This is a genomic window from Actinoallomurus rhizosphaericola, assembly GCF_024055675.1.
GTDB classification, from domain to species: Bacteria; Actinomycetota; Actinomycetes; order Streptosporangiales; family Streptosporangiaceae; genus Actinoallomurus; species Actinoallomurus soli.
In genome coordinates this window covers 129829-154192 of record NZ_JAMXMW010000013.1, presented here as the reverse complement: position 1 = coordinate 154192, position 24364 = coordinate 129829, and the positions used below count along the sequence as shown (strand labels likewise).

General features: G+C 71.9%; 17 protein-coding genes. 8 read left to right on the top strand and 9 right to left on the bottom strand.

The window, feature by feature from the left end; all coding sequences use genetic code 11:
* Window positions 1-42: 42 nt before the first annotated feature.
* The 3 genes from lnt (at window position 43) to lhgO (ending at window position 3775) form a co-directional block, all read left to right on the top strand.
* Window positions 43-1731 (top strand): apolipoprotein N-acyltransferase, encoded by a 1689-nt coding sequence (gene lnt, locus NE234_RS27230; protein ID WP_252783500.1) that lies wholly within the window; start codon window positions 43-45, stop codon window positions 1729-1731.
* Between the two features lie 3 nt (window positions 1732-1734).
* Window positions 1735-2487: a polyprenol monophosphomannose synthase gene (locus NE234_RS27225; RefSeq protein WP_252783499.1), complete on the top strand. Its 753-nt coding sequence runs from the start codon at window positions 1735-1737 to the stop codon at window positions 2485-2487.
* 91 nt (window positions 2488-2578) lie between these two features.
* Window positions 2579-3775, top strand: a complete 1197-nt coding sequence (gene lhgO / locus NE234_RS27220; protein ID WP_252783498.1) for an L-2-hydroxyglutarate oxidase — start codon at window positions 2579-2581, stop codon at window positions 3773-3775.
* 21 nt (window positions 3776-3796) lie between these two features.
* On the opposite strand, the gene NE234_RS27215 is transcribed toward lhgO, so the two are convergent.
* From NE234_RS27215 to NE234_RS27205, 3 genes are all read right to left on the bottom strand, one after another.
* Window positions 3797-4249, bottom strand: a complete 453-nt coding sequence (locus NE234_RS27215; protein ID WP_252783497.1) for a hypothetical protein — start codon at window positions 4247-4249, stop codon at window positions 3797-3799.
* A 193-nt stretch (window positions 4250-4442) separates the two neighbouring features.
* The gene (ligD, locus tag NE234_RS27210) at window positions 4443-5405 is read right to left on the bottom strand and encodes a non-homologous end-joining DNA ligase (RefSeq protein WP_252783496.1); all 963 of its coding nucleotides are present in this window, start codon (window positions 5403-5405) and stop codon (window positions 4443-4445) included.
* 38 nt (window positions 5406-5443) lie between these two features.
* On the bottom strand, window positions 5444-5719 hold the full coding sequence (locus NE234_RS27205) for a hypothetical protein (RefSeq protein WP_252783495.1): 276 nt from the start codon (window positions 5717-5719) through the stop codon (window positions 5444-5446).
* Window positions 5720-5870: 151 nt separating this feature from the next.
* On the opposite strand from NE234_RS27205, the gene NE234_RS27200 reads away from it, so the two are divergent.
* Window positions 5871-6374 carry an FxsA family protein gene (locus tag NE234_RS27200; RefSeq protein ID WP_252783494.1) on the top strand — a complete coding sequence of 168 codons (504 nt, stop codon included), beginning with the start codon at window positions 5871-5873 and terminating at the stop codon, window positions 6372-6374.
* A gap of 96 nt (window positions 6375-6470) precedes the next feature.
* Here the strand turns inward: NE234_RS27200 and NE234_RS27195 are convergent, their stop codons facing one another.
* Entirely contained in the window at window positions 6471-6815 is a 345-nt protein-coding gene (locus NE234_RS27195) for an RNA polymerase-binding protein RbpA (RefSeq protein WP_252783493.1), read from the bottom strand.
* Window positions 6816-7136: 321 nt separating this feature from the next.
* Between NE234_RS27195 and NE234_RS27190 the strand changes: the two genes are divergently transcribed.
* Window positions 7137-9398 carry an FUSC family protein gene (locus tag NE234_RS27190; RefSeq protein ID WP_252783492.1) on the top strand — a complete coding sequence of 754 codons (2262 nt, stop codon included), beginning with the start codon at window positions 7137-7139 and terminating at the stop codon, window positions 9396-9398.
* 168 nt (window positions 9399-9566) lie between these two features.
* Here the strand turns inward: NE234_RS27190 and NE234_RS27185 are convergent, their stop codons facing one another.
* From NE234_RS27185 to asnB, 3 genes are all read right to left on the bottom strand, one after another.
* Window positions 9567-12266, bottom strand: a complete 2700-nt coding sequence (locus NE234_RS27185; protein ID WP_252783491.1) for a glycosyl hydrolase family 65 protein — start codon at window positions 12264-12266, stop codon at window positions 9567-9569.
* A gap of 413 nt (window positions 12267-12679) precedes the next feature.
* A complete protein-coding gene (locus NE234_RS27180; protein ID WP_252783490.1) occupies window positions 12680-13135 on the bottom strand; it encodes a MarR family winged helix-turn-helix transcriptional regulator in 456 nt (151 codons plus the stop codon).
* Window positions 13136-13137: 2 nt separating this feature from the next.
* Window positions 13138-14979, bottom strand: coding sequence for an asparagine synthase (glutamine-hydrolyzing) (asnB, locus tag NE234_RS27175; protein ID WP_252783489.1), 1842 nt, complete (start codon window positions 14977-14979; stop codon window positions 13138-13140).
* A gap of 361 nt (window positions 14980-15340) precedes the next feature.
* Between asnB and NE234_RS27170 the strand changes: the two genes are divergently transcribed.
* The gene (locus NE234_RS27170) at window positions 15341-15814 is read left to right on the top strand and encodes a nitroreductase family deazaflavin-dependent oxidoreductase (RefSeq protein ID WP_252783488.1); all 474 of its coding nucleotides are present in this window, start codon (window positions 15341-15343) and stop codon (window positions 15812-15814) included.
* Window positions 15815-15965: 151 nt separating this feature from the next.
* On the opposite strand, the gene NE234_RS27165 is transcribed toward NE234_RS27170, so the two are convergent.
* A complete protein-coding gene (locus NE234_RS27165; RefSeq protein WP_252783487.1) occupies window positions 15966-19187 on the bottom strand; it encodes an FAD-binding and (Fe-S)-binding domain-containing protein in 3222 nt (1073 codons plus the stop codon).
* 117 nt (window positions 19188-19304) lie between these two features.
* Entirely contained in the window at window positions 19305-21104 is a 1800-nt protein-coding gene (locus tag NE234_RS27160; protein WP_252783486.1) for a thiamine pyrophosphate-requiring protein, read from the bottom strand.
* 327 nt (window positions 21105-21431) lie between these two features.
* Between NE234_RS27160 and NE234_RS27155 the strand changes: the two genes are divergently transcribed.
* Together NE234_RS27155 and NE234_RS27150 are read left to right on the top strand one after the other, a co-directional pair.
* Window positions 21432-21668 (top strand): sigma factor-like helix-turn-helix DNA-binding protein, encoded by a 237-nt coding sequence (locus NE234_RS27155; RefSeq protein WP_252783485.1) that lies wholly within the window; start codon window positions 21432-21434, stop codon window positions 21666-21668.
* A 29-nt stretch (window positions 21669-21697) separates the two neighbouring features.
* Window positions 21698-24364, top strand: coding sequence for a hypothetical protein (locus NE234_RS27150; protein ID WP_252783484.1), 2667 nt, complete (start codon window positions 21698-21700; stop codon window positions 24362-24364).

The window sequence follows — 24364 nt, the reverse complement described above, 5'->3', positions numbered from 1 at the left end:
GGGTAGCGTTCCGTCGACGGTCGGACCTGATGAGGAGTGCTGGTGGCGCAGGAGTTGCTCGCCGAGAAGACGCCCGGCGTCGCCGAGCGTGACCGGCGGTCACGGATTCCGGCGTGGCTGCCACGCCCGGCGGGCGTGGTTCTGGCCGGCCTGCTGCTGGCCGCGGCGTTCCCGCCGATCGGCTGGTGGCCGCTGGCGCCGGTCGCCACCGCGATGCTCGCGCTGCTGATGCGCGGCCGGACCTGGCGCCGCGGCGCCGCGCTCGGCATGCTGTTCGGCCTGGCGTTCTGCTTCCCGACCTTCGAGGGCCTGCGGCCCGTCGGCATCGACGCCTGGGTCGCGCTGAGCATCTTCGAGGCGCTCTACTTCGCGGTGCTGGGCATCGGCCTGGCCCTCGTCACCCGCCTGCCCGGCTGGCCCGTGTGGACGGCCGCGGCGTGGATCACCGAGGAGCTCATCCGCGGCCGCGTGCCCTTCGGCGGCTTCCCCTGGGCCCGGCTGGCGTTCAGCCAGACCTCCTCGCCCCTCACCGGCTACGCCTCCATCGGCGGCGCGCCGCTGGTCGGCTTCGTGACCGCGCTGACCGGCGGGCTGCTCGCCGCGGCGGTCCTGCTCCTGTGGCGGCGGCGCACCGCCTCCCCGGCCCCGGAACCGGTCGCCGCGGCGGACGCGGTTCCCGGGGCGGACCCGACGGCGGAGGCCGGGACGGCCGCCGAGACCGGCACTCCCGGCCGCGCGCCGGGCCGGGTGACCGGGCGGCCGGTCCGCTGGGCGGCCCTCGCGGTCGCCGCCGTGCTCGTTCTCTGCGCGGTCGGCATGCTCGTGCCACGCCCCACCGGCGGCCGGTCGGTGACCGTCGCGGTCATCCAGGGCAACGTGCCCCGCGCCGGCCTGGACTTCCTCGGCCAGCGCCAGGCCGTCCTGAACAACCACGCGCGGGAGACCCACCGGCTGGCCGAAGAGGTCCGCGCCGGCCAGGTGCCCCGGCCCGACGTGGTCATCTGGCCGGAGAACTCCAGCGACCTCGACCCGTACGCCGACGAGACCGCCCGCGAGGTGATCGCCGCGGCGGTCAAGGACGTCGGCGTGCCGGTGCTGGTCGGCGCCGTCATCGACGCCGGCGACGGCGAGCACGTCGAGAACCGCGGGATCGTGTGGGACCCGGTCAAGGGCCCCGGCGCGTACTACGTCAAGCGCCATCCGCTGCCGTTCGGCGAGTACATCCCGATCTTCCGCGGCCTGCTGCGAAAGCTCATCACCCGTTTCGACCAGGTTGGAGAGTTCGTCAAGGGCCGTTCACGCGGATCCCTTCAGCTCGGTCCGGTGAAAATCGGAGACGTCATCTGTTTCGAGGTGGCCTACGACGGGCTCGTGCGGGACGTCGCGGACGCCCCGTTGCTCGTCGTGCAGACCAACAACGCGACGTTCGGACGCACCAGCCTTCCCCCGCAGCAGTTCGCGATGTCGCAGATGCGCGCGGTCGAGCACGGGCGCAGCGTCCTCGTCGCCTCGACGAGCGGCATCAGCGGGATCATCGCGCCGGACGGGAAGGTCCTGACCAAGTCAAAGGAATTCACCCCGGACATCCAGGTCCGCCGCGTGCCGCTGCGTACCTCGCGTACGCTTACTGATCACCTGGGTGCCGCTCCCGAGTGGGTGCTGGCGCTGCTGGGACTCGCGGCCGCGGTCGCCGCCGCGTGGAGGACACGGAAGACGAGCAGGGGGGCCTGACCGGTGCAGAACACGGACGACATCGGGCGGGTGCTCGTGATCATCCCGACGTACAACGAGCGGGAGAACATCGAGAGCATCGTCGCCCGGGTGCGCACCGCCGTTCCCGAGGCCGAGATCCTGGTCGCCGACGACAACAGCCCCGACGGCACCGGAAAGATCGCCGATGGGCTCGCCGCCGACGACGAGCGCGTGCACGTCATGCACCGGGCCGGCAAGGAGGGCCTCGGCGCCGCGTACATCGCGGGGTTCCACTGGGGGATGGAGCACGGCTTCGACGTGCTCGTCGAGATGGACGCCGACGGGTCGCATCAGCCCGAGGAGCTGGCCCGGCTGCTCAGCGCGCTCTCCCGGGCGGACCTGGTCATCGGGTCACGGTGGGTCCGCGGCGGCACCGTGGAGAACTGGCCGGTCAACCGCGAGATCCTGTCACGCGGCGCCAACGTCTACGCGCGGCTGATGCTGGGCATCCCGGTGCGTGACTCGACCGGCGGGTACCGCGCCTACCGCGCGACGACCCTGCAGAAGATCGACATCGACGGCGTCGCGTCGCAGGGCTACTGCTTCCAGGTGGACCTGACGCTGCGGACCGTACGGGCCGGCCTGCGGGTCGCCGAGGTGCCGATCCGGTTCGTCGAGCGCACCCACGGCGCCAGCAAGATGAGCCGCGCGATCATGATCGAGGCGTTCCAGCGGATCGCCCGGTGGGGCGCCGCCTACTGGCTGGGGCGTCTCACCGGCCGCGAGCGGCGCTGACCCCGGTCGCGGCGCCCGCCCACCGGCGGGTTCCGCGACTCCGGGACGGCCGTCGAGGGACGGCAGAGGAGCGCGCCGGAGGAGAACGTCGATGACTCTCAGCGTCGGTGTGGTCGGAGCCGGGATCGTCGGGCTCTCGGTGGCGCGCCGGCTGGCCCGGTGGGGTCACGAGGTCACGGTCTTCGAGAAGGAGGCGGACGTCGCGCTGCACCAGACCGGGCACAACTCGGGGGTCGTCCACGCGGGCGTGTACTACCCGCCCGGCTCGCTGAAGAGCCGCCTGTGCCGGGACGGAGCGCGCAGGCTGAAGGAGTTCTGCGCCGAGCACCACCTGCCGTACGAGGAGATCGGCAAGGTGATCGTGGCGCGGTCGGCGGACGAGGCGGGGCGGCTGCGCGACCTCGAGGCACGGGCGCGGGCGGCCGGCGTTCCGGGACTGCGCCGGCTGGACCCGGCCGGGCTCGCGGAGGTGGAGCCGCACGTGCGGGGGTACGCCGCGCTGCATTCACCGACGACCGCCATCGTCGACTACCGTCTGATCGCCCGCGCCCTGGCCGACGACGTACGGGCGGCCGGCGGCCGCATCCTCCTCGGCCGGGGGGTGACCGCGCTGGAACGCGCGGGCGGGCGGCTCGTCGTGCACACCGCCGCGGAGAGCACCACCGTCGATCGCCTGGTGATCTGCGCCGGACTGCAGTCCGACCGCGTCGCGGCGCTGGCCGGCGACGAGCCGGCGCCGGCCATCGTCCCGTTCCGCGGGGAGTACCATCGGCTGGCACCGCACCGCAGGGAGCTCGTCAAGGGCCTGGTCTATCCCGTGCCCGACCCGGCGTACCCCTTCCTCGGGGTCCACTTCACCCCGCGCGTGGACGGCACCGTCGACATCGGCCCGAACGCGGTGCTCGCCACGGCACGGGAGGGCTACCGGCGCGGTGACGTCGACCTCGCCGACCTGCGGGAGGTCCTCCGGTGGCCGGGATTCCGGCGCCTCGCCCGCGCCCACTGGCGGGCCGGCGTGCGCGAGGCGCTGACGTCCCTGTCGAAACGGCGGTTCATCGCCGAGGCCCGCGCGTACGTGCCGGAGCTGACGGTCCGGGACGTGGTGCCGGCCCCGGCCGGGGTCCGCGCGCAGGCCGTCGACCGCGACGGCGCCCTCGTCGACGACTTCGCCATCCACCGCCTCGGCCCGGTCGTCAGCGTCCGCAACGCGCCCTCGCCCGCGGCGACGTCGGCGCTGGCCATCGCCGACCACATCGCCGAGCAGGTACGGGCCCGGGCGCGCGACTGACACCCGGGCCGCCTCCGCGCGCTACTTCGCGTAGGCGCGGCAGGAGTTGTCCTGGTCGGTGCCCAGGGCGATGACGGTCACGTGGTGCAGCGACTTCACGCCCTTGATCAGCAGCGTGTGCCGTGTGTCGCCGCCCTTGAACGCGTACGTGACGCCGGAGGTGGACGGGTCGCCCGTCACGGGGTTGTCGTCGGCGTCATCGGCCTCGAAGTTCAGGGTGACGGGGGTCTTGCCCACCTGCGCGGTGACCTCGACGCCCGTACCGGCGACCCGGTAGGTGACCGTCGTGCACGTGGGAGCATCGCTGTCGCCCTTCGGGGAAGCGCTGGGCAGCGGCTCGCCCGCCGCCGCACCGCTCACGGGCGAGGACGCGGCGGACTTGTCCTGATGCGCGGATCCGCTGCCACCGCTGCCACCGCAGCCTGCCAGGCCGAGCCCGGCCACGGCGACGAGAACGAGCACACGCTTGCGCACGACGAGACTCCAAAGCATGAGGGATCAGTGACGACCGGCGATCCGCGGGCCCGGTCGGGCGTCCGGCGGGAGACCGGATCACGACCGGACGGGACGCCGGGGCAACTCTTCTGCCGTCACCATGATCCCGCAAATGGACACGCCGGAAGAACGGCGCGACCCCGGCGGTTCATGTCGTACCGCCGAAACTCCGTCACGCCGGTTCCTCGCGGTGGACGTCCTCGGGGCGCTTGTCCGGGCGGAGCCCCCGCCAGCTCGGGTGGCGCAGGGCGCCGTCCGGGGTCCACTCGGCGAACGCCACCTCGCCCACCAGCACGGGCTCGACCCAGCGCGCGCGCCGCGCGATCTCGCGGGGCGCGGGCGGGTCGAAGGGGTCCTCGTCCCGCGCCAGCGGCGCCAGCCGGGCGGCGAGGTCCCGCAGGTCCGCCTCGGTGAAACCCGTCCCCACGTTCCCGGCGTACCGCAGCCGCCCGTCGTCGTGGACGCCGAGCACCAGGGACCCGACCATGTCGGCGCGGCGGCCCGCGCCGGGCAGCCACCCGGCGACGACGACCTCCTGGTGACGGATGTTCTTGACCTTGATCCAGGGGCCCCGCCGCCCGGGGTGGTAATGGGATCGCAGCGGCTTGCCGACGACGCCCTCCAGCCCCTGGGCCAGACCGACCGCGAAGACCGTCTCGCCCTCCCCCCGCCACCACGGCGGGACGCGCACCGGCGCCCGGTCGAGGCCGAGCCCGTCGAGGCGGTCCCGCCGCCCGGTGTACGGGCACGCCAGTAGCGACTCCTCGTCCAGGTGCAGGACGTCGAACAGGTAGTACTGGACCGGCACGGCCCGGACCAGCCGCTCGCCGGGGCGCTGGACGTGCATCCGGGTCTGCAGGGTCGCGAAGCTCGGCCGCCCGTCCCGCAGGGCGACGATCTCACCGTCGAGGATCGCCGGCCGGCGCAACATCCGGGCCAGGGCGGCCAGCTCCGGGTAGGAGCAGGTGATGTCCTTGTCGTTGCGCGACATCAACCGCAGGCTCCCGCTCTGAACGTAGGCGACCGCCCTGACTCCGTCCCACTTCAGCTCCCACCCGTACTCCGGCTGATCCGGCGGCAGGGACCGTTTCAGCAGGGCCATCATCGGCCGGATGAGCCGTGGCAGTTCGCCCAACCAGGGCTCCGACGCGTTCCCGAGGCCTGCCTACGGGCTCAGCTGACCGGCATCGCCTCACGGGCCCGGCGCTTCATCCGCTCGGCCCCCTCGTGCGGCTCCTCCTCGCCGTACTCCTCCTCCATCCGGAGCGCGACACCGAGCGCGAAGAAGGTCGGTGCCCACTCGCCGATGAAGATCCCCCAGCGGTCGGCGCGGTCCAGTCCGGCGTGCTCCTCCGCCTTCAGCGACATCGCCCAGCTGGCGAACGACGCCAGGATCGACGCGACTCCGGCGATGTACATCGTGTCGGACGTGATACCAGCCCTGCGCATGAGCCTCACCATCGTTAACCCCCCGTTGACCTGCGCATTTTCCTCGATATGGACCGGTACCCGTGGGTCGGTGCGCCATGCCGTCACGGTGTTCAAATCACCGCCAACTGCCACCGCCCGAACGCCGCCACCGGCAGGACACAATGGAGACATGCTCCCCGTGGCGCTGTTCATCGTGTTCCTGCTGATCCCCGTGCTGGAGATCTACGTCATCATCCAGGTCGGCGAGCTGATCGGCGGCTGGCCGACGGTCGCGCTGCTGCTGGCCGAGAGCGCCCTCGGCGCCTGGATCATCCGGCGCGAGGGCCGGCGGGCGTGGCGCGCGCTGAAGGAGACCTTCGGCGGCGGGAGAATGCCCGACCGGGAGCTGGCCGACGCCGGGCTCGTCCTGGTCGGCGGCGCGCTGCTGCTGACGCCCGGTTTCGTGACGGACTTCTTCGGGTTCCTGTTCGTGCTGCCGTTCACCCGGCCGCTGGTGCGCCGCCTGCTGTCGCGGTACGTCGAGCACCGGATCTCGAGGTCGCGGCGCCGCATGAGCCTGCGCTTCGGGGATCTGGGCGGGATGTACGGCCCTGGGCCCGGCGAGCCGGAGCCGGGACCCCGGGTGGTGCGCGGAGAGGTCATCGAGGAGGACCGAGAGGCGGACCGGCGCTGAGAAGGCCCGAGCAGCGCCGGCGGACCGGCGCTGAACGACGCACGGGCCGCGCCGTCGAGGGGCTGACGGCACGGCCCGTGTGCGTTCGGTGTTCGGTTACGCGGTCCTTCTGCGCTGTGCGCGCAGGACGGCCAGTCGCTCGGCCAGGACCTCTTCCAGATCTTCGATCGTGCGGCGCTCCATGAGCATGTCCCAGTGCGTGCGGGGCGGTTTACCCTTCTTGGACTGGGGCATCTCGCCATTGACCATAAGGGCCGTCGCACCGCAGCTCCGGCACTCCCAGGTCATCGGCACCTCGGCCTCCGCGGCCAGGATGACGGTGAACCGGTGGCCCTTCGGGCAGTCGTACATGACCTCCTGACGAGGGGCCAGGTCGGTGTTTCGATCGTTCTCGTAGCTCGTGGCTCCGAGTCGGGTGCCGCGAAGTGCGCGCTCGGCCATCGTGACGTGCCTCCCAGACGGCGTGCGTTCTGCTAGACATGAACGCTGGATACCGTCACAAGATTCCCGCCTTGGCCTGGATCCAACCCTGGGAAGACCGATCGTTTCCCGAGGTCGCCCGGCTTTGCCCTCCTGAGCAGCGCTAAGAGTCTATCAACGCGGACCTCAGGGGACGCGGACCGCCACAGATCATCCGGGGTCGGTCGGGCCGGTTCGGGGCGCAGGCCCGGACGCGATGTTCGGCGGCGAGCCAGCGCCTGATACGCCCGATCCCACCTCTGATGGCTGGACAGTTAGGGCGAATGTCGCGAACCTTGCGGGATGTCCGAAATGCTAGAAGGGGAGGCCGGTCCCGTCCGGCGAGCGTTCGCCGGGCGGCTGCCGGCCTGGATGCCCCGGTGGTCGGCCGAGGCGGCGTTGCGCGCACTGCGGACCGTCATCGTGGTGCCGGGGTTGTTCGCGTTCGCCGCCAAGGTGATCGGCGATCCCCAGGTCGCCACTTTCGCGGCGTTCGGTGGGTTCGCCACGCTGGTCATGGCCGGGTTCGGCGGGACGCGGCGGGACAAGCTCGCCGCCCACCTCGGGCTCGCCGTCGCCGGAAGCGCCCTCATCGCGCTCGGGACCGTCGTCGGGTCGTCCCCGGTGCTGGCCGCCCTGATCACCCTGCCGACGGCCTTCGTGGTGATGTTCGCCGGCGTCGCCGGCCCGGCCGCCGCCTCGGGCGTGACGGCGGCCCTGGTCGCGTACGTGCTGCCCGCGGCGACGCCCGGCACGGTAGACATGATCCCTTCCCGCCTGGCCGGGTGGTGGCTGGCCTCGGTCGCGGGTACGGCGGCGGTGCTGCTGCTGTCGCCGCGCCCGCCGGGACACCGGCTCCGGGCCCGCGCTGCGGCGTGCGGCGACGCCCTCGCCGATCAACTCGACGCCGCGCTGCGGAACGAGCTGACCCCCGAGCACGCCGAGGCGTCGGTCGCGGCCAAGCACGCACTGCTGAGCGAGTTCACCGCGACCCCGTACCGGCCCACCGGCCTCGGCACCACCGAGCAGGCGCTGGACAACCTGGTCGGGCTCCTCGAGTGGTGCACCGCCGTGGTGTGCGAGAGTCTGGCGGAGTATCGCGACCTCAGCGCGGTTCCCGCGGTCGAGCGGGATCTGCTGACGGTGACCGCGCGGACGCTGCGGGACATGGCCGCCGTGCTCTCGGACGAGCGGGTCACCCCGGACCTGCCCGCGCTGCGCGAGTGCCTGGAGGCCAGCGTCGCCCACCTGCGCGGGATGGGCGTGGTCGAGACCCGCTACCGTGACGCGGTCCACCTGTCCTTCCACGCGCGGACGCTGGCCCTCGCGGTCCAGCAGGCCACCGAGGACGCGCTGATCGCGATGCGGCGGGCCGATCCCGACCTGATCACCGGACACCGGCGGCGTTGGTACGGTCTGCCCGCCGACCCGCCCGCCACCGGACCGGTGACCGTGGAGGAGCGCGGGCCGCGCGGAGGCGCGCCCCGCACCGCCGCGCTCGCCGGTGCCGCGACCGTGACCTGGCGGCACGTGAGCGTGCGGTCGGCGTGGTTCCTCAGCAGCGTGCGCGGCGCGGTCGCGCTGGCCGCGGCGATCGCCGTGGCCGACACGACGGGCGTGCAGCACGGCTTCTGGGTGGTGCTGGGCACGCTGTCGGTGCTGCGGACGAGCGCCGCCTCGACCGGCGCGACGGCGTTGCGCGCCCTGGCCGGCACGGTCGCCGGATTCGTCGTCGGCGCGCTGCTCCTGCTGACGATCGGCACCGGCCCGACCGCACTGTGGGTGGCGCTGCCGATCGCGGTCGCCGTGGCCTCGTACGCGCCGGGGACGGCGCCGTTCGCGGTCGGGCAGGCGGCCTTCACCGTCACGGTCTCGGTGCTGTACAACCTGGTGGCGCCCGCCGGGTGGCGGGTCGGCATGCTGCGCCTGGAGGACGTGGCCATCGGCTGCGCGGTCAGTCTCGTGGTCGGTGTGCTGCTGTGGCCGCGCGGGGCGAGCGCGGTGGTCGGCGACGCCCTCGCGGACGCGTTCCGGCGTGGCGGCGACTACCTGTGCCAGTCGGTCGCCTGGGCGCTCGGAGTCCGGCCCTCGCCGCCCGACGCGGCCCCGGCCGTCACGGCGGGTCTCCGGCTCGACGACGCGCTGCGCGGCTTCCTGGCCGAGCGGGGCACGAAACACATGCCCAAGGAGGACCTGTGGCGGCTCGTCGGCGGCACGGTCCGACTGCGGCTGACGGGCGAGTCCCTGGCCGGGCTGCCCAGCCCGGACGCCGAGCCCGATCCGGCGACCCGCGCGCTCAGCGCGCAGACCACGCGGCTGACCGGCTGGTTCGACGAGGTCGCCGGGCATCTCGGCCCGCCCACCGGCCGGCCGTTCGTTCCGCTGCGGCCGCCCTCCCCGGAGTCACTGCGACTGGCCCGGTCCGCGCTCGACGCGTCGGACCGGAACATCGCCTGCACGCTGTGGGTGGCCCAGCACCTCGAGCACATCGTGCCGTACCTGGACGGCCTGACCGGCCCCGCCGACCAGGTCGCACGGCTGCGGCGGGCGCCCTGGTGGCGCTGACCGGCGGCGGACCCGACATCGGAACGCGATGGCCGTCGCCCTCGGCCGGAGCGCCCGGACGGGTCCGGCCGAGGGCGACGATCGGTGACGGTGCCGGCCGGCCCGCTCATGGCGGGCCGGCCACGGGTCACGGCGACGGCGGGATGGCCGGGGGCGCGCCCGGCGTGTTCACGAGCATTGCGTCGGGTCGCCTGCCGGGTGCCTGGTGGGCACCCGGAGCCCCGCACCAGGGGTGACCTTGCGCACGCCGCCGCCCGCGACCCGTACGGGGAGCGGCGGGCCGGACCGGAGGGTCAGCTTCGTCGCCTGCTGTCCGACCGAAAGGTCGAACGTGCGCCCGTGCCACTTCACCCCCGTGATGTCGACGCCCGGCAACTGCGGCGGCAGGAAGGGATCGACGGTGATCGCGTCCGTTCCCCAGCGCAGCCCGGTGAACCCGTACAGGAACTCCTGCAGGTAGCCGCCCTCACCGGTGGTGAAGGTGAACGCTCCGCCGTTGCGGGTCTCGTACCACTGGTCGAACGGCGCGGCCAGGTACGGGTCCGCACTGTTGCGCAGGTAGGTGTAGACCGTGCAGCCGGGTGATCCGAGGGCGGCGCTGTCGATGGCAGCGATCGCATCGGTCATCGACGGGCCGTTCGGGTCGGTGTGCTGCTTGTAGTAGTCGAGGTCGTTCTGTGCCAGGCCGGCCGACATCGGCACACCCCACGGGTACTGCAGCAGGGTGACGTCGGCCTGCTTGACGGTCTGCCCGTTGTAGCCCTGGAACTCGGGGTGGATGTTCGCCGCGGTGTCCACCGGGATCTTCAGGCCGTCCGCGACCTTGCTCCACGCCGGATCGGCCGTCCGGCCGAGGACGCCGGCGGCGCGGACCGCGATGCGCAGCGACGCCTGCGCGCCGGCGTTGGTGGTCGCGCTGTTGTTCACGTTGTCGTGGTACTCATCCGAGCCCATGACGTCGTTGATGTCGTATCCGCCGGCCGGGTCGGGCACGGCACGCGTGGCCCAGTAGTCGGCGATGTCCCGCAGCACCGGCCAGGCCTTGTCCCGCAGCCACGCCGTGTCGCCGCTCGCCTCGTAGTACTGCCACTGCGCCAGAGCGACGTCGGAGTTGATGTGGATCTCGCTCTTGCCCGTGGTGCAGCACGGCGGGGTCTGCTCCGTGCCGCTCAGCGCGCTCTCCCACGGGAACTTCGCGCCCTTGATCGGCTGGGTCGGAGTGGACAGTTTCGCGGCGTCGGCCTCGGCCCCGGACAGCAGCTTCTGCCGGTAGGTGTTCGCGCCGACCGCGATGTCGGGGAACTGGGCGAGCAGCGACGGGTACATCCAGGTCTCCATGTCCCAGAACACGTGACCGGCGTAGCCGTCCGAGGACAGCCCGCCCGGACTTGCGCTCCAGGTGACACCGGCGCGCATGCTCGCGAGCAGGTAGAACATCGACGCGTGGATCCGCGCTGTGGTGGTGGCGTCACCGGGGACCGAGATGCCGGACCGCCACAGGTCCGCCCAGGCGCGGGCGTTGCGGTGGAGCGCCTGCCGGTAGCCGCTCCTGGCGGCGCGGGACGCGGTGTCCGCAGCGGCCTTCTGCGGGCTCGCGGCCGTGAGCGACCGGTCGGTGTCGACGCTGGAGGCCGCGCCCACGTACTTGGTGATCCGGTACGCCTGACCGGCGTGGACGGGGAAGGCCGCGCTCTGCCCGGCGCTGCCGTCGCCGGACGAGGCGATCGCCTCGGTCGGCACGGTCCTGTCATCGACGCGCAGCACCGAGTTCAGCCCGGCGGTGACCACGTTCCCGTCGCTCACGACGGTCTGCGACAGCGTCGCGGTCCTGCCGTCCACGTGCGGGTCCGAGGTGGAGGCGTGGTTCAGCCCCCGGCCGTCGAACTCGTCCACGACGGTGGCCGTTCCGCTCCAGTGGGGTACGGCCCGCACGCTCACCGTGCCCAGATGACCGTCCGCGCGGTTGGCGTTGACCTCGTAGGTGAGGCTGGTCGTGTCGCCCTCGGGCGAGGTCCAGTCGAACGACGTGCTCAGCACTCCGGTGCGCAGGTCCAGCGACTGCTTGTAGTCGCCGGTGGTGCCGACCGTGGCGGGGGCGACCTGCGTCGGCCGCTGGCCGCCGTCCGGGTACAGCGCGAGGTAGTCGACGTTCACCCGGGCCTCGTCACCCTGGGCGACGGTGATCTCGAGCGTGTTCGCGCCCGCCTTCAGCGTCACGGGCACGGTCACCACCCCCCAGTCGTCCCAACTGGACAGGCTGGGCACGGTCAGCTGCTGGAGCGTGCCGTTCACGCCGAGGTGGATGCTCTGCGGGCCGCCGCTCGCGTTGCCGTACCGCACCGCCAGCGTCGCCTTGCCGGCCGGCGCGTCACGGATCTCCATGACGTCGGTGCCGCCGATCGTCGGCCTGCCGTTGGTGTTCAGGCCGGCCAGGTAGCCGCCGACGGTCGAGCCGGGGTGGGAGGTCTCGACGAACGCACCGCCGGAGATCTTCCCGTACGCGGCCGGGCACAGCTGGTCGAACGCGCAGGACCAGCCCCCCGTCCCGTAGACGTCGCCGCTGCGGCCGAAGCCCAGCGTGGTCCAGCTCGGCAGGCTCGCGCGCTGCTCGTTCTGGCCGGCGGGGTGGGCGTAGAAGCCGGCGAGCTCGGACTGGGTGACGATGGGCGTGCTGCTGTAGCCCGCGCCTCCCGCCGGCACGCGCGCCGCCAGATAACCGTTGCCGACGAACGTCGGGGAGTAGTTCTTCGAGGTGTCGCTCGTGCTCAGCACCCAGCCATCGCCGGTGAGCCGGCCCGGTGGCGCGGCCGAGGCCGGCACCGCCACCGCGCCCAGTGCCACGGAGCCGAGTGCCAGCACGCCGGCCACCGCGCTCCTGCCGCGGCCCCGGCCCCGGGACCCGGTACGGTCACCGTGCCTGATCACCATCGATGCCGCGGCGGTCGCCACGGCCACGAAACGGACCCGGGCCGACGTGAGACGCCGGGTATGAGGCCCCGGTCCGTCGTCGGCCGGCGGGGACTGCACGGGGCGGCGGGGGCGATCACGGTGGGAACGCGATCTGGTCATTCGGCGCACATCCTTGCCCAGTAGGACCAGTGGAAACATCCACATAGGGCGTCTAAGCCCGTCAAAACGTATGATCGGGCTAAATGTGCCGTCAAGACAGGATAGGGGGCGGCATTTAATCTTTTCGTCGGCGCAATGGGTGCTTGGTAGTCGATGAGTGCTCTCTCGACCCGGCACGGGGAATCGAGGCGTCCAACGCCGCTCCGAACGAATCAGGGCGCGTCTCCCGGCGGGGCCGGCAGGTCGGCCAGGTGGCCGAGCACCGGGGCGGTCGACAGGAGGAGTTTGGCCTGGTCCGCCGGGATGGCCGACATCAGCCCGGCGAGGACCTCAGCCTGGGCGCGCGCGAACGAGCGGAGGATCTCCCCGCCCGCCTCGGTGATGAGCACCTGGGTGGCACGGCCATCGGTGGGGTCCGCCCTGCGGTCGACGTACCCGCCCGCCAGCAGCCCCGCCACCGCGGTGGTGGCGGTCGGCTGCGAGCAGGGGACGCGCCGGGCGATCTCGCCGATGCGCAGCGGGCCGTACTGGGTCAGCAGGGCCAGCACGATCAGCTGTGTCGGATGCACGGCGCCGCCGTGGCCCGAACGACGGAGACGGCGCATGAGGCGGTGCATCGCGATCACGACATCGAGCGCCTCGTCGGTGTGCACCGCCCGTTCGTTCATGGTCAGGATATTTTCAGGGTGGGCTTGTACATGTCCAGCCAAAGGGCCAGGTCAAGTGTGCGCTCGAGGCCGTGGCGGGACGCCTGGGTGATCTGCGGCGTGTCGACCTCGACCGCGCGGGCGAGCCAGTCCCGGCTGACGATGTCGAAAACGGCGTGGTCGGGGGTGGACAGGTACGCGCGCGCGTTCTCCTGCAGCTTCACCGCGTACTTGGGGTCCTGCGTGGACGGGTACGGCGACTTGACCCGCTCGACCACCGACTGCGGCAGCACGTCGCGCGCGGCGCCGCGCAGCAGGGACTTCTCCCTCCCGTCATAGGTCTTGAGCGACCAGGGCGTGTTGTAGACGTACTCCACCAGGCGGTGGTCGCAGAAGGGCACGCGGACCTCCAGGCCGACCGCCATCGAGGCGCGGTCCTTGCGGTCCAGGAGGATGCGCACGAAGTGCGTCAGGTGCAGGTAGCACACCTTGCGCATGCGCCATTCGAAGTCGCTCTCCCCGTCGAGCCGCTGGATCCGGGCCACGGAGGTGTCGTAGGCGTCCTGGACGTACCGCGGCAGGTCGATGGTCGCGGCGAGCTCGGGGGTGAGGATGCCGTCGTCCTCACCGAAGTGCCGGGCGACCCGCACCAGCCAGGGGAACGTCGTGGCCCGCTGGGCCTCCGGGTCGAAGAACTGCTGGTAGCCGCCGAAGACCTCATCGGCCGACTCGCCCGACAGCGCCACCGTCGAGTGTTCGCGGATCGCCTTGAACAGCAGGTACAGCGACGCGTCCATGTCGCCGAACCCCGCCGGGATGTCCCGGGCCCGGATGACCTTCGAACGCACGTCCGGGTCGGCGAGCTGGTCGGAGTCGAGCACGATGTCCTGGTGCTCGGTGCGGGACTTGGCCGCGACGTCGTGCACGTACGGCGTGTCGGGCGTGCCGCGCAGCTCGTCGGGGACGAAGTTCTCGGTCTGCCCGACGAAGTCCACGGCGAAGCTGCGCACCGTCTCGCCGGCCTCGGCGAGCTGCCTGGCGGCGATCGCCGTCATCGCCGACGAGTCGAGGCCGCCGGACAGCAGGGTGCAGCGCGGCACGTCGGAGATGAGCTGGCGGCGGACGATGTCCTCCAGCAGCTCGCGCACGTGGGCGACCGACGTCTCCTGGTCATCGGTGTGCTCGCGGGTCTCGAGCGTCCAGTAGCGGGTGGTGCGCACGCCGTTCGTGCCGACGCTCACGATCGTGCCGGGCTCGACCTCGCGCATGCCCTCCCAGATCGCGTGGCCGGGCGTCTTGACGAACGCGAACAGCTCGCGGAGGCCGTCGAGGGTCACGGTGCGCTCCGCGAGGGGGTTGGCGAGGATCGCCTTCGGCTCGGAGCCGAACAGCACGCCGTCGGAGGTCTCGTAGTAGTAGAAGGGCTTGATGCCCATGCGGTCGCGGACCATGATGAGTCGGTTCTCGCGGGAGTCCCAGATGGCGAAGGCGTACATGCCGTTGAGCCGCTCGACGAACGCGTCGCCCCACTCCAGGTAGGCGTGCAGGACGACCTCGGTGTCGGAGTCGGTACGGAACCGGTGCCCGCGCCCGATCAGCTCGCCGCGCAGCTCGGAGAAGTTGTACGTCTCGCCGGAGTAGACCATCACCACGGGCCCGCCGGGCGTGTCGACGCTCATCGGCTGGCGGCCGCCGGGCAGGTCGATGATGGCCAGCCGCCGATGGCCGAGCGCCGCGTGCTCGTCGATCCAGGTGCCGCGGTCGTCGGGGCCGCGGCAGGACATCGTCTCCGTCATCGCGTCCAGGGCCGGCTGCTCCGCTCGCAGGTCACGGTCGAACGCCACCCAGCCGGTGATTCCGCACATGTGCCACCTCCAGCGTCAGTGCGGAGGACCGGCACCGGGCGTGGTCCTCCGCTCACGATCCGCATAGTTGCATTAGGCATCTATGTATTTCCATGTTACGAACGCATCACGAATCCGCGTAACCAGTGTGACCCATCCCACTTCGGCGAGAAGACGCAGAGAACAGGGCCGGTCACCGGCCGTACGGGCGAGGAGGGGCACACCGATCAGGAATCGAGAAGCGCGGGCCGGTGAGCCGGAACTAGCCTGATCGCCGTGGATCCGACCATCCGGATTCGCGACTTCGCCTTCCGCGATCCCGCAGGCGAATGATCGGCATCAACGAGCTCGGCTGAGCCGTCCGGCGAGGCTGGAGGTAGCGATGACAGAGAGCAAGCAGGCAGACAGCCGTGGCGGGCGCGCCAGTGGTGGCCCGGGGGCCTTCTCCCGGTGGATGCAGCACAAGGTGAACGCGCGTACGAACCGCCGCATCCGTAAGGGCAACGGCACGTTCATGGGCATGGACGTGATGATCCTGCACACGGTGGGCAGCCGGAGCGGGGAGCCGCGGCAGTCGCCCGTGGCGTGGTTCGCCGACGGCGAGGACAGCCGGCTGATCGTCGCGTCGGGCGGAGGGAAGCGGAACCCTGACTGGTACGTCAACCTGATGGCGCACCCCGACCAGGCGTCGATCGAGCTGCCCGGACAGGACCCGCTCCCGGTGACGCCGCACTCGCTCGAGGGCGCCGACCGGGAGCAGGCCTGGCAGCGCATCGCCGAGGCCCAGCCCCGCATCGCGAAGTACCAGAGCAAGTCGGAGCGGCAGTACCCGGTCGTCCGCCTCACCCCGCGGTGAGCGCCTAGAGCGGCGGGCCGTCGGCGCGGGCGCACGTTCCCGTCGAGCGCAGCGCGGAAGGCGGCCGGCCGCCTTCAGGCGATATCGCCTTCAGCCCGGGACCGCCCTCATGGACGGTGGTGCTCGCCTTCGGCAGGCGGCCGTCCCCGGCTCATGGCCGGGCCGCGCGGACGAGCGACGCGACCGGGCGGCTCTGGGCGGGCGGCGTCGAGCGGCGGTTCCGGGCGGCCAGGAACGCTCCCGCGCCCAGGGCCCCGCCGACCGCCACGGGCAGCGCCACGCGCATGACGCGCCGGCCCAGCGGGGGAGCCGGTCGCACGCCGACGACTCCCTGCTCGGGCCGGTCCGCCGGGCGCTCGCCGTGACGAGCGTCGCGGGCCAGCTTCATGACCTGGCCGACGTGCATCGCGCGGCGACCGGTGCGGGCGTCCTCGATCTGGCTCTTGCAGGAGAACCCGTTCGCCACGACCAGCGTGCGCGGGGCGGCCCGGCGCACCGCGGGCAGCAGGGCCTGTTCCCCGCAGGCGAGGGAGATGTCGTATTTGCCCTGCTCGAAGCCCCACGAGCCGGCGAGGCCGCAGCATCCTCCCTCCACCTCCCGCACCTGCAGACCCATCCCGGCCAGCAGGTCCTTCTCGGGCTCCGTGCCGCCGGTGGCCTTGTGGTGACAGTGGCCCCACAGCAGCGCCTTCGCCTCGAGCCGGGGCGGCTCGATGCCGAAGGCCTGGAAGAACTCGGCGAAGTGGTAGGCGTTGCGGGCGAGGCGCGCGGCGTCGTCGTCGTGCGGCAGCATCCTGGCCAGCTCGTCCTTGAAGACGGCGACGCAGCTGGGTTCCATCCCGACGACGGGGGTGCCGGCGCGGATGTGCTCGCGGAGGACGTCCAGGACGTCGCGCAGGTAGCGCTCGGCGATGTCGAGGAAGCCGTAGTCGTACAGTGGCCGGCCGCAGCACACGTGGCCCTCCGGCATGACGACCTGCCGGCCGGCGGCCTCGATCGCCTCGACGCAGGCCACGCCCACGTCGGTGTGGAAGTGGTTGTTGAACGTGTCGGGGAACAGCACCACGGGACGGCCGTAGGGGTTGGTGGTGCCGCCGCGTTCCCGGAACCACCGCTGCAGCGTCATCGGGGCGAACCAGGGGGCGGGCCGGCGCCGGTCGACCCCACCGGCCCACTTGGTCAGCCGTGCCAGGCCCGGCGCGTGCAGGAAGACGTTGGCGATCTCGGGGATCCGGGCGCCGAGGCGGCAGGCCTGGTCGATGAACCCCATGGCGTAGGCGTAGCGCGGCCGCCACCGGCGCAGTGAGCGGTAGTGGTGGTAGAGGAACTCGGACTTGTACGTCGGCATGTCGACGTTGACCGGGCAGTCGTTCGTGCAGCCCTTGCAGGCCAGGCACAGGTCGAGCGCGTCGTAGACCTCCCGGGACCGCCAGCCGTCGGTGACCACGTCTCCCTGGAGCATCTCGAACAGCAGCCGGGCCCGGCCTCGGGTGCTGTGCTTCTCCTCACGGGTGACCTGGTAGCTGGGGCACATCACCTGATCGTCGGCCTCGGGGACCCGGCACTTCCCGACGCCGACGCAGCGGAGCATGGCGTGGGCGAAGTCGTCACCGTCCTCCTGGTAGGTGAACCTGGTACGCGGCCGGGGCGGGTCGTAGGACGTGCCGAGCCGCAGATTCTCGTCGAGCCGGTACGGGTCGACGACCTTCCCGGGGTTCATCTTCCACTCGGGGTCCCAGATCAGCTTGAACTCCCGCATCGCCTGGATCAGCTCGGGCCCGTACTGCCGGTCCAGGAGTTCGGCGCGCTGCTGGCCGTCGCCGTGCTCACCGGACAGGGTGCCGCCGTAGGACACCACGAGGTCGGCGGCGTCCTCCATGAACGCACGATAGTTCGCGATGCCCTGCGCGGTCCGCAGGTCGAAGCTGATCCGTGAGTGCAGGCAACCCTGCCCGAAATGCCCGTAGACCTGACCGTGCAGGTCATGCCGGTCCCACAGCTCGCGCAGGTCGCGGATGTAGTCCCCGAGCCGTTCGGGCGGTACGGCCGAGTCCTCCCAGCCGGGCCAGTGGTCCCGGCCGTCGGGCGGGAAGGCGGTGGCGCCCAGGCCGCCCTCGCGGATCGCCCATACCCGTTCGCTGACGCCGCCCTCCTCCTCGCTCTTCAGGACGTCGATCCGATCCCGGGCGTACCCCTTGTCCGCGCACAGCCATGCGATGAAGTCGTGCGCCGTCTTCACCGACTCCTCGGCGGTGTCGGCGCCGAACTGCACCAGCAGCCAGCCGTCCGCGTCGCCGGAGTGGGGCAGTCGCCCGATGGCGGCGACGTTGCGGTGCTCCTGCCGCTGGTTCTGGATCAGCTGCCGGTCGATGCCCTCCAGGCCGATCGGCCGCCAGCGCTCGACGATCTCGGGCACGTGCTCGGCGGCGTCCGCGATGTCACCGAAGGCCACGACCACGGTGGTGCGCATCATGAGGGCCGGGGTCAGCATGAGCGTCACGCGCAAGGCCGTCGCGCAGGTGCTCTCGGTGCCCACGAGCGCCCTGGCGACGTTGAACCCGCGCTCGGGCAGCAGCTCGTCCAGGTTGAAGCCCGAGACCCGGCGCGGCAGCTCACTGACCGGCCGGTATCCGGCGCGGATCGCGTGGGCGTACCGGTCCCGCAGGTCCCGGAGTCTCGCGTAGATCTCGCCCTTGACGCCACCGGCCGTGATGATCTCCTCCAGCCGGTCCTCTTCCCCGTTGCCGACCCAGAACCGTTCTCCGCCGTAGGTCACGATCTCCATGGCGTGGACGTTGTCGGAGGTCCGAGGGCCGGGACCGTACAGCTGGGACTGCAGCGAGTGGATGCCGCACGAGTTGTTGCCGAGGTTGCCGCCGATCGCGCACCGCGAATGGGAGGAGGGGTCGGGACCGAACACCAGTCCCTTCTCACCGGTCCTCTTGTTCAGCTGCTCGTTGATCACCCCGGGTTCGCAGGTCACCAGCCGCCGTGCGGCGTCGGTCTCGCCGATCCTCGTGAGGTACTTCGTGTGGTCGATGACGACCGCGTAGTTCACCGTCTCCCCGGACAGGCTGGTGCCGCCCCCGCGGTTGACGATGGGAGCGCCGAACCGCGCGCACACGCGGTGCACCGCCACCACGTCGTCGAGGGTTCTGGGGACGACGACGCCGATCGGCACCTGCCGGAAGTTGGAGGCGTCCGAGGCGTACATCGCCTTGGACGCGGTGTCGAAACGGACCTCGCCCTCGACCTGCTCGCGGAGCGCGCGTTCGAGCGCGCGGACCTTGACGACCTGGGACGACCGGGGCGGCGCCGGCACCTGCGGTGCGCTCTTGGCCGGGACGTCGACGCGGCTGCCGGTTCGGGTCATGATGCTCCTCCTCTTCGCTGCGCGCCTGCGGGCCGCGCGCCTGCGGCCGCGTGCCTGCGGGCGGGGCGTCCGCGGGTCCTGCGGGAGACGCCCTCGTGGCCGGTCGCCGGGGTGCGCTCAGCGCCTGTCGCGGCCCGGAACCGCCTCGTACAGTTCGGCGAGCTTCTGCCGGAAGCCCGCGACCGCGATGCCGACCTTCTCCGGGTCGTGCAGGGCGGCCTTGGCGGCCTTCTTGCCCTGCTCCCACATGATGTGCGGGGGCATCGGCGGGACCTCCCGGTCGACCATGAACTCCAGCACCACGGGTCCCTTGGCGGCGAAGGCGCGGTCCCAGGCGTCGCCGACCGCGTCCTGGTCGTCGCAGTAGATGCCGGTCAGCCCGAGCAGCTCGCCCCACTTGTGGTACGGCACGTCGGGGATGTACTGGGAGCCGAGGAACTTCGGATCGCCGGCCATCGCCCGCTGTTCCCAGGTGACCTGGTTGAGATCCTGGTTGTTGAAGACGCAGAAGATCAGCGGCGAGCGGCTGAGACGGCCCAGGTAACGCTTGACGGTGATCATCTCGTTCATGCCGTTCATCTGGAAGGCGCCGTCGCCCACGAACGCGATGACCGGCCGGTCGGGGTAGGCGAACTTCGCCGCGATGGCGTACGGGGTCCCCGGGCCCATCGTGGCCAGCGTTCCGGACAGGGACGCCTTCATGCCCCGGCGTAGCTTGACCTGCCGCGCCCACCATGTGGTCGAGGAGCCGGAGTCGGCGGTGAGGATGGCGTCGTCGGGCAGCCGGCCGGACAGCTCCCAAGCGACGGCCTGCGGGTTGATCTTCGTGAATCTCTGGTGGGACCGGCGGTCGACGATGCGCCACCACTTGCGGACGTTCTCCTCGATCTCCCGCCGCCAGGATCGGTCGGCCTTGCGCTTCAGGAGCGGGATCAACGCCCGCAGCGTCTCCTTGGAATCGCCGATGAGGTGGGCGTCCATGGGGTAGCGGATGCCGATCATCCGGCCGTCGATGTCGATCTGCACTCCGCGGGCGCTGCCCTCGTCGGGGAGCCACTCGGCGTACGGGAAGCTGGTGCCGATCATGAAGAGCGTGTCGCAGTTCATCACCATGTCGTCACTGGCCTTGGAACCCAGCAGGCCGATCGGTCCGGTGACGAACGGCAGGTCGTCGGGCAAGGCTGCGCGGCCCAAGAGCGCCTTGGCCACACCGGCGCCCAGGAGGTCGGCCGTCTCGACGACCTCCGGAGCCGCCTCGACGGCGCCCTGGCCGATGAGCATGGCGACCTTCTGGCCGGCGTTGAGGATTTCGGCCGCCTTGCGGAGCTCCTGCTCGTCGGGCAGGAGCCGCGGCTTGGCCCAGCCGACGCTCGAATAGACGGCGCCGTGCTCCTTGGGCGGCGACGGCTCGGCCGGGGACTCCTGTACGTCCTCGGGCACGATGACCGTCGCGACGCCGCGGGTGGTCAGCGCGATCTTCAGTGCCCGGTCGATCAGGTGGCGGGCCTGGGCGGGCGCCATGCACACCTCGACGTACTCCGACACGTCCTTGAAGAGGGTGGTGAGGTCGACCTCCTGCTGGTAGTGCGCGCCCAGCGACATCCGCTTCTGCTGGCCGACGATCGCCAGCACGGGCTGGTGGTCCAGCTTGGCGTCGTACAGGCCGTTCAGCAGGTGGATCGCGCCCGGTCCCGAGGTCGCGGTGCAGCAGCCGACCTCGCCGGTGAACTTGGCGTGCGCGCACGCCATGAACGCGGCCATCTCCTCGTGCCGCGGCTGGATGAACTCCGGGTCGCCGCCCGCCCGGTCGTACGCGCCGAGGAAACCGTTGATCCCGTCTCCGGGATATCCGTAGACGCGGTGGATGCCCCACTGGGTGAGCCGATGGAGGATGTAGTCGCTGACCTTCTGTCCCATCTCTGACTCCCTGTGTCGTTCGGGGCCGTCCGGCGGACCGTCCACACGCGCAGACGGGTATGGCGGTCGGCTACCCGCAACCTCCACTGCACGTGGGCACGAAGCTGTAAAAACTCGACAATCGCCGTCTTTTGCCTCGAAGACGCAGATAACGCCTGCGCGGAGAAAACGTTGCTTAGTGCAATGAATCCCGGGTAGGCCGTCCGGAGTCGCCCTCAGATCGAAGCTCGACGATCAAGGCTCCAGGAGAGACCGTGCCGGATCACGCACGCAGCGCCCGCTGCGAAGACGACCTCGCCTCGTTCCGCGAACTACGGGCACTTCCGGTTGGATCGCGGGAGCACACCGCACTGCGGGCCGAGCTCATCGAACGGCATCTTCCGCGGGAACCTGAACCAGCGGGAGATCGCCGGGCGGCTCGGGCTGTCGCAGATGCACGTCTCGCGGCTGATCAGGAAGGCCTGTGAGGAACTGCGGAGCCTGCTGACCGGTGAGCGCGCCGCGCCGGGGCGTTCGCACGCAACGATGCGCCATGATCCGGCATCTCGCTCTACAGTCACGTAGCGAAGCGTGCGAAGAGTGAAGGGCGGGACATGGGGGGACTGCAGTCCGGGGGCGGAACGAGTGCCGTGGCCGCGTCGGCGCATGCCGGGTGCGAACGGTTCCGGCTGACCGATCCCTTCATCACCCGCAGGACACGCAAGGTCCTGGCCGCCCGCATCGGCCACCCCGACGCCGGTGCCGGGATCCCCGAGGCCCGGTGGACGCGGGCGATGACCTTCGAGAGCCTCGTGCGCTCCGAACGCTTCGTCTCCGAGCTGCTCACCAAGACGGTCGGGCGGCTCGACCTCGCCCGCCCCGAGGCCGTCCGCAGGCGCGACTGCCACGGCACCGTCGCCGGCACCGCCGCCGAACTCGCCGCCGCCCACCGGGACGCGGAGTCCTCCGGCCAGGCCACGATGCTCACCGCGCTCGCCGTCCCGTACCTCGACCTCGAGGACATCCCCGACGCGACCCCCGTCCAGCCGGACTTCGCGATCGTCTGTCCCCGGGAGGAGGACGGCCGGACCGCCGGCTCCTGGCTGATCATGGGCGACGCCAAGGACTACGAACGGATCCGCTCGCGCATCGACGACGGCCGGATGCTCAAGGGCTTCCTGCAGGTCGCGCTGGGTGCCGAGTCCGCCGCCGCGTGGAGCGGTCTGCCGGCGGGCATGCGCGTGCACCGCTGCGGGGCGCTCGCCGTGCCGCGCAACGCCTTCCTGCAGCCCGAGGCCGTCGTGGAGTCGCTGGACGACCACCGGATCGAGGTTCGCACGAGGGCCGACGAACGGCTGAAGGCCAGGGCCGAGCTCGGCGACGACGCGCCCGCGGAGAACGGGCTCGGCCCGTACGTCGCCGGCCTGACCGCGAACTTCGACCCGCACGGCTGCGCGACCTGCAACCTGTTCTTCTACTGCCGGGCGGAGCTGCGCGGCTCCGGCGACTCGCTCGCCGTCCTCACCGAGATCGGGATCGACCGGCTCAGACGTCCCGCCGTGGCGGGCCTGGTGTCCGGGGACGGCGCCGACGGGTCCGCGCCGCGGAGCGTCGTCGACCAGGTGCGCGCCACCGTCACGGGCCTGCCGTCCTGGACCGGGCGACTGCGCACCGACCCGTGCGGACTGCCCGGCACCATCGATCTCGTCCTCGTGAAGTCGGACGCGTCGGCTCTCGGCGCGCACGGCGTGGCCGTACGGCGGATGCGGGCGGACGGGCCGACCGCCTGGACGCGGCGGGTGTTCGCCGATCCGCAGTCCCCGCTCACCCGCCGCGCGGTGATGCGGATCCTGGGCGCGGCCATCCGCGAGAGCCGGGAGGCGGGCACCGGGCCGGTCCACCTGGTCGTTCCGGACCAGCCGACCGCCGACCTGCTGGCCACCGCCGCCGACTCCCTGGCCGGCGTCGAACTCAGCCGGCTGCGCTGGCAGCACGACCTGGACAGCGGCCGCCCGGCTCTGACCTTCGACGGAGAGCCCGCGACGCTGCCGGAGCCGTTGCACGACGACGAGCGGCTCGCGGTCGCCTTCCTCCTGGAACAGGACCGGGCCCGGGCCATGAGCCTGCGCACGCCCGTCGTCGACCTGCGGGCCGTGCTGGCCGCGCACGTGACGCCCGGCGGCCCGGCCGTCGACGCGGGCCGCCTGGACTACCTCCTCACCTGGGCCGAGGCCACCGGCCCGCTCGACCACCGCGAGGTCTCCGACGCCGTCGCGGAGCGACCGGAGACCCCCGGCGCCCGGCTGTCCAACGTCGCCTCCGACGCGATCGACAGGGCGCGCCGCGCGGAGGACACGGCGGCGTACGAGGCGCTGGTCGGCGCGGCCCTGGACTACCGCGTCGAGGTGCTCGAGCGGGCGCATCGGGTCCTCGGCGGGCTGGGGATCTCCCGGCTGCGCGAGGCGCACCGCGTCCTGGAGGCCGACGCGCAGGAGATCTGGGGCCGCCGCGTCGCGCTGCAGGCATCCGACCTCGTCCGCTTCTCCCGGATGCACCCGCGCTGGCGCAACTCCCACGTCGACCTCCTGGACGCCGACCGTACGTGCTTCGAGCAGCTCACCTGCCTGGCCGACACCGCGGCCGCGCGGGACAGGGCGGCCGACGCGGGCGTCCGCGAACTGGCCCTGGCGACGGTGATCGGCCTCGACCCCATCCGGCTCGACGTGAGGTCACGGCGCCTGGCCGACGGGTCGGAGGTCGTCGCCCTGCACGTGGGCGACCACGCCGTCGTCGAGCGGCCGGACACGGTCTTCAAGATCCAGAAAGGGTCCTTCAAGCTCGGGCGGATGCCGGTCGGGACGCTGAGGCGCATCGACGACGCCGGAGGACTCGGCTGGGACCCCCTGGTCGTCCCCGACCTGGCGGTCGGCGACACCCTGGTCCTGGCCGACACCGCCTGGTTCACCCGGTTCAAGTCGGGTCATGAGATCGCCGTGAAGCGGCCGTCCCCGGACGACCGGTCCGCCCCGAAGCCCACCTGCACCCCCGACGCCTACACCGAGGATCCGGAGGAGCACCAGTACTGCTGCCGGCCGCACACGGCCGCCGAGGCCGAGTGGGCCGACACACTGGCCGAGCGCCGGTCCCGCGGCGAGCTCAACCCGGAGGTCTGGCCGCCGCTGGTGGACGAAGAACGGTTCGACGTCGGACCGCACGACGAGCGACCGCCGCTCGCGGCCGCGCCCGTCCCCGGCCATCTCACCCTCGACGACCTGGACTGA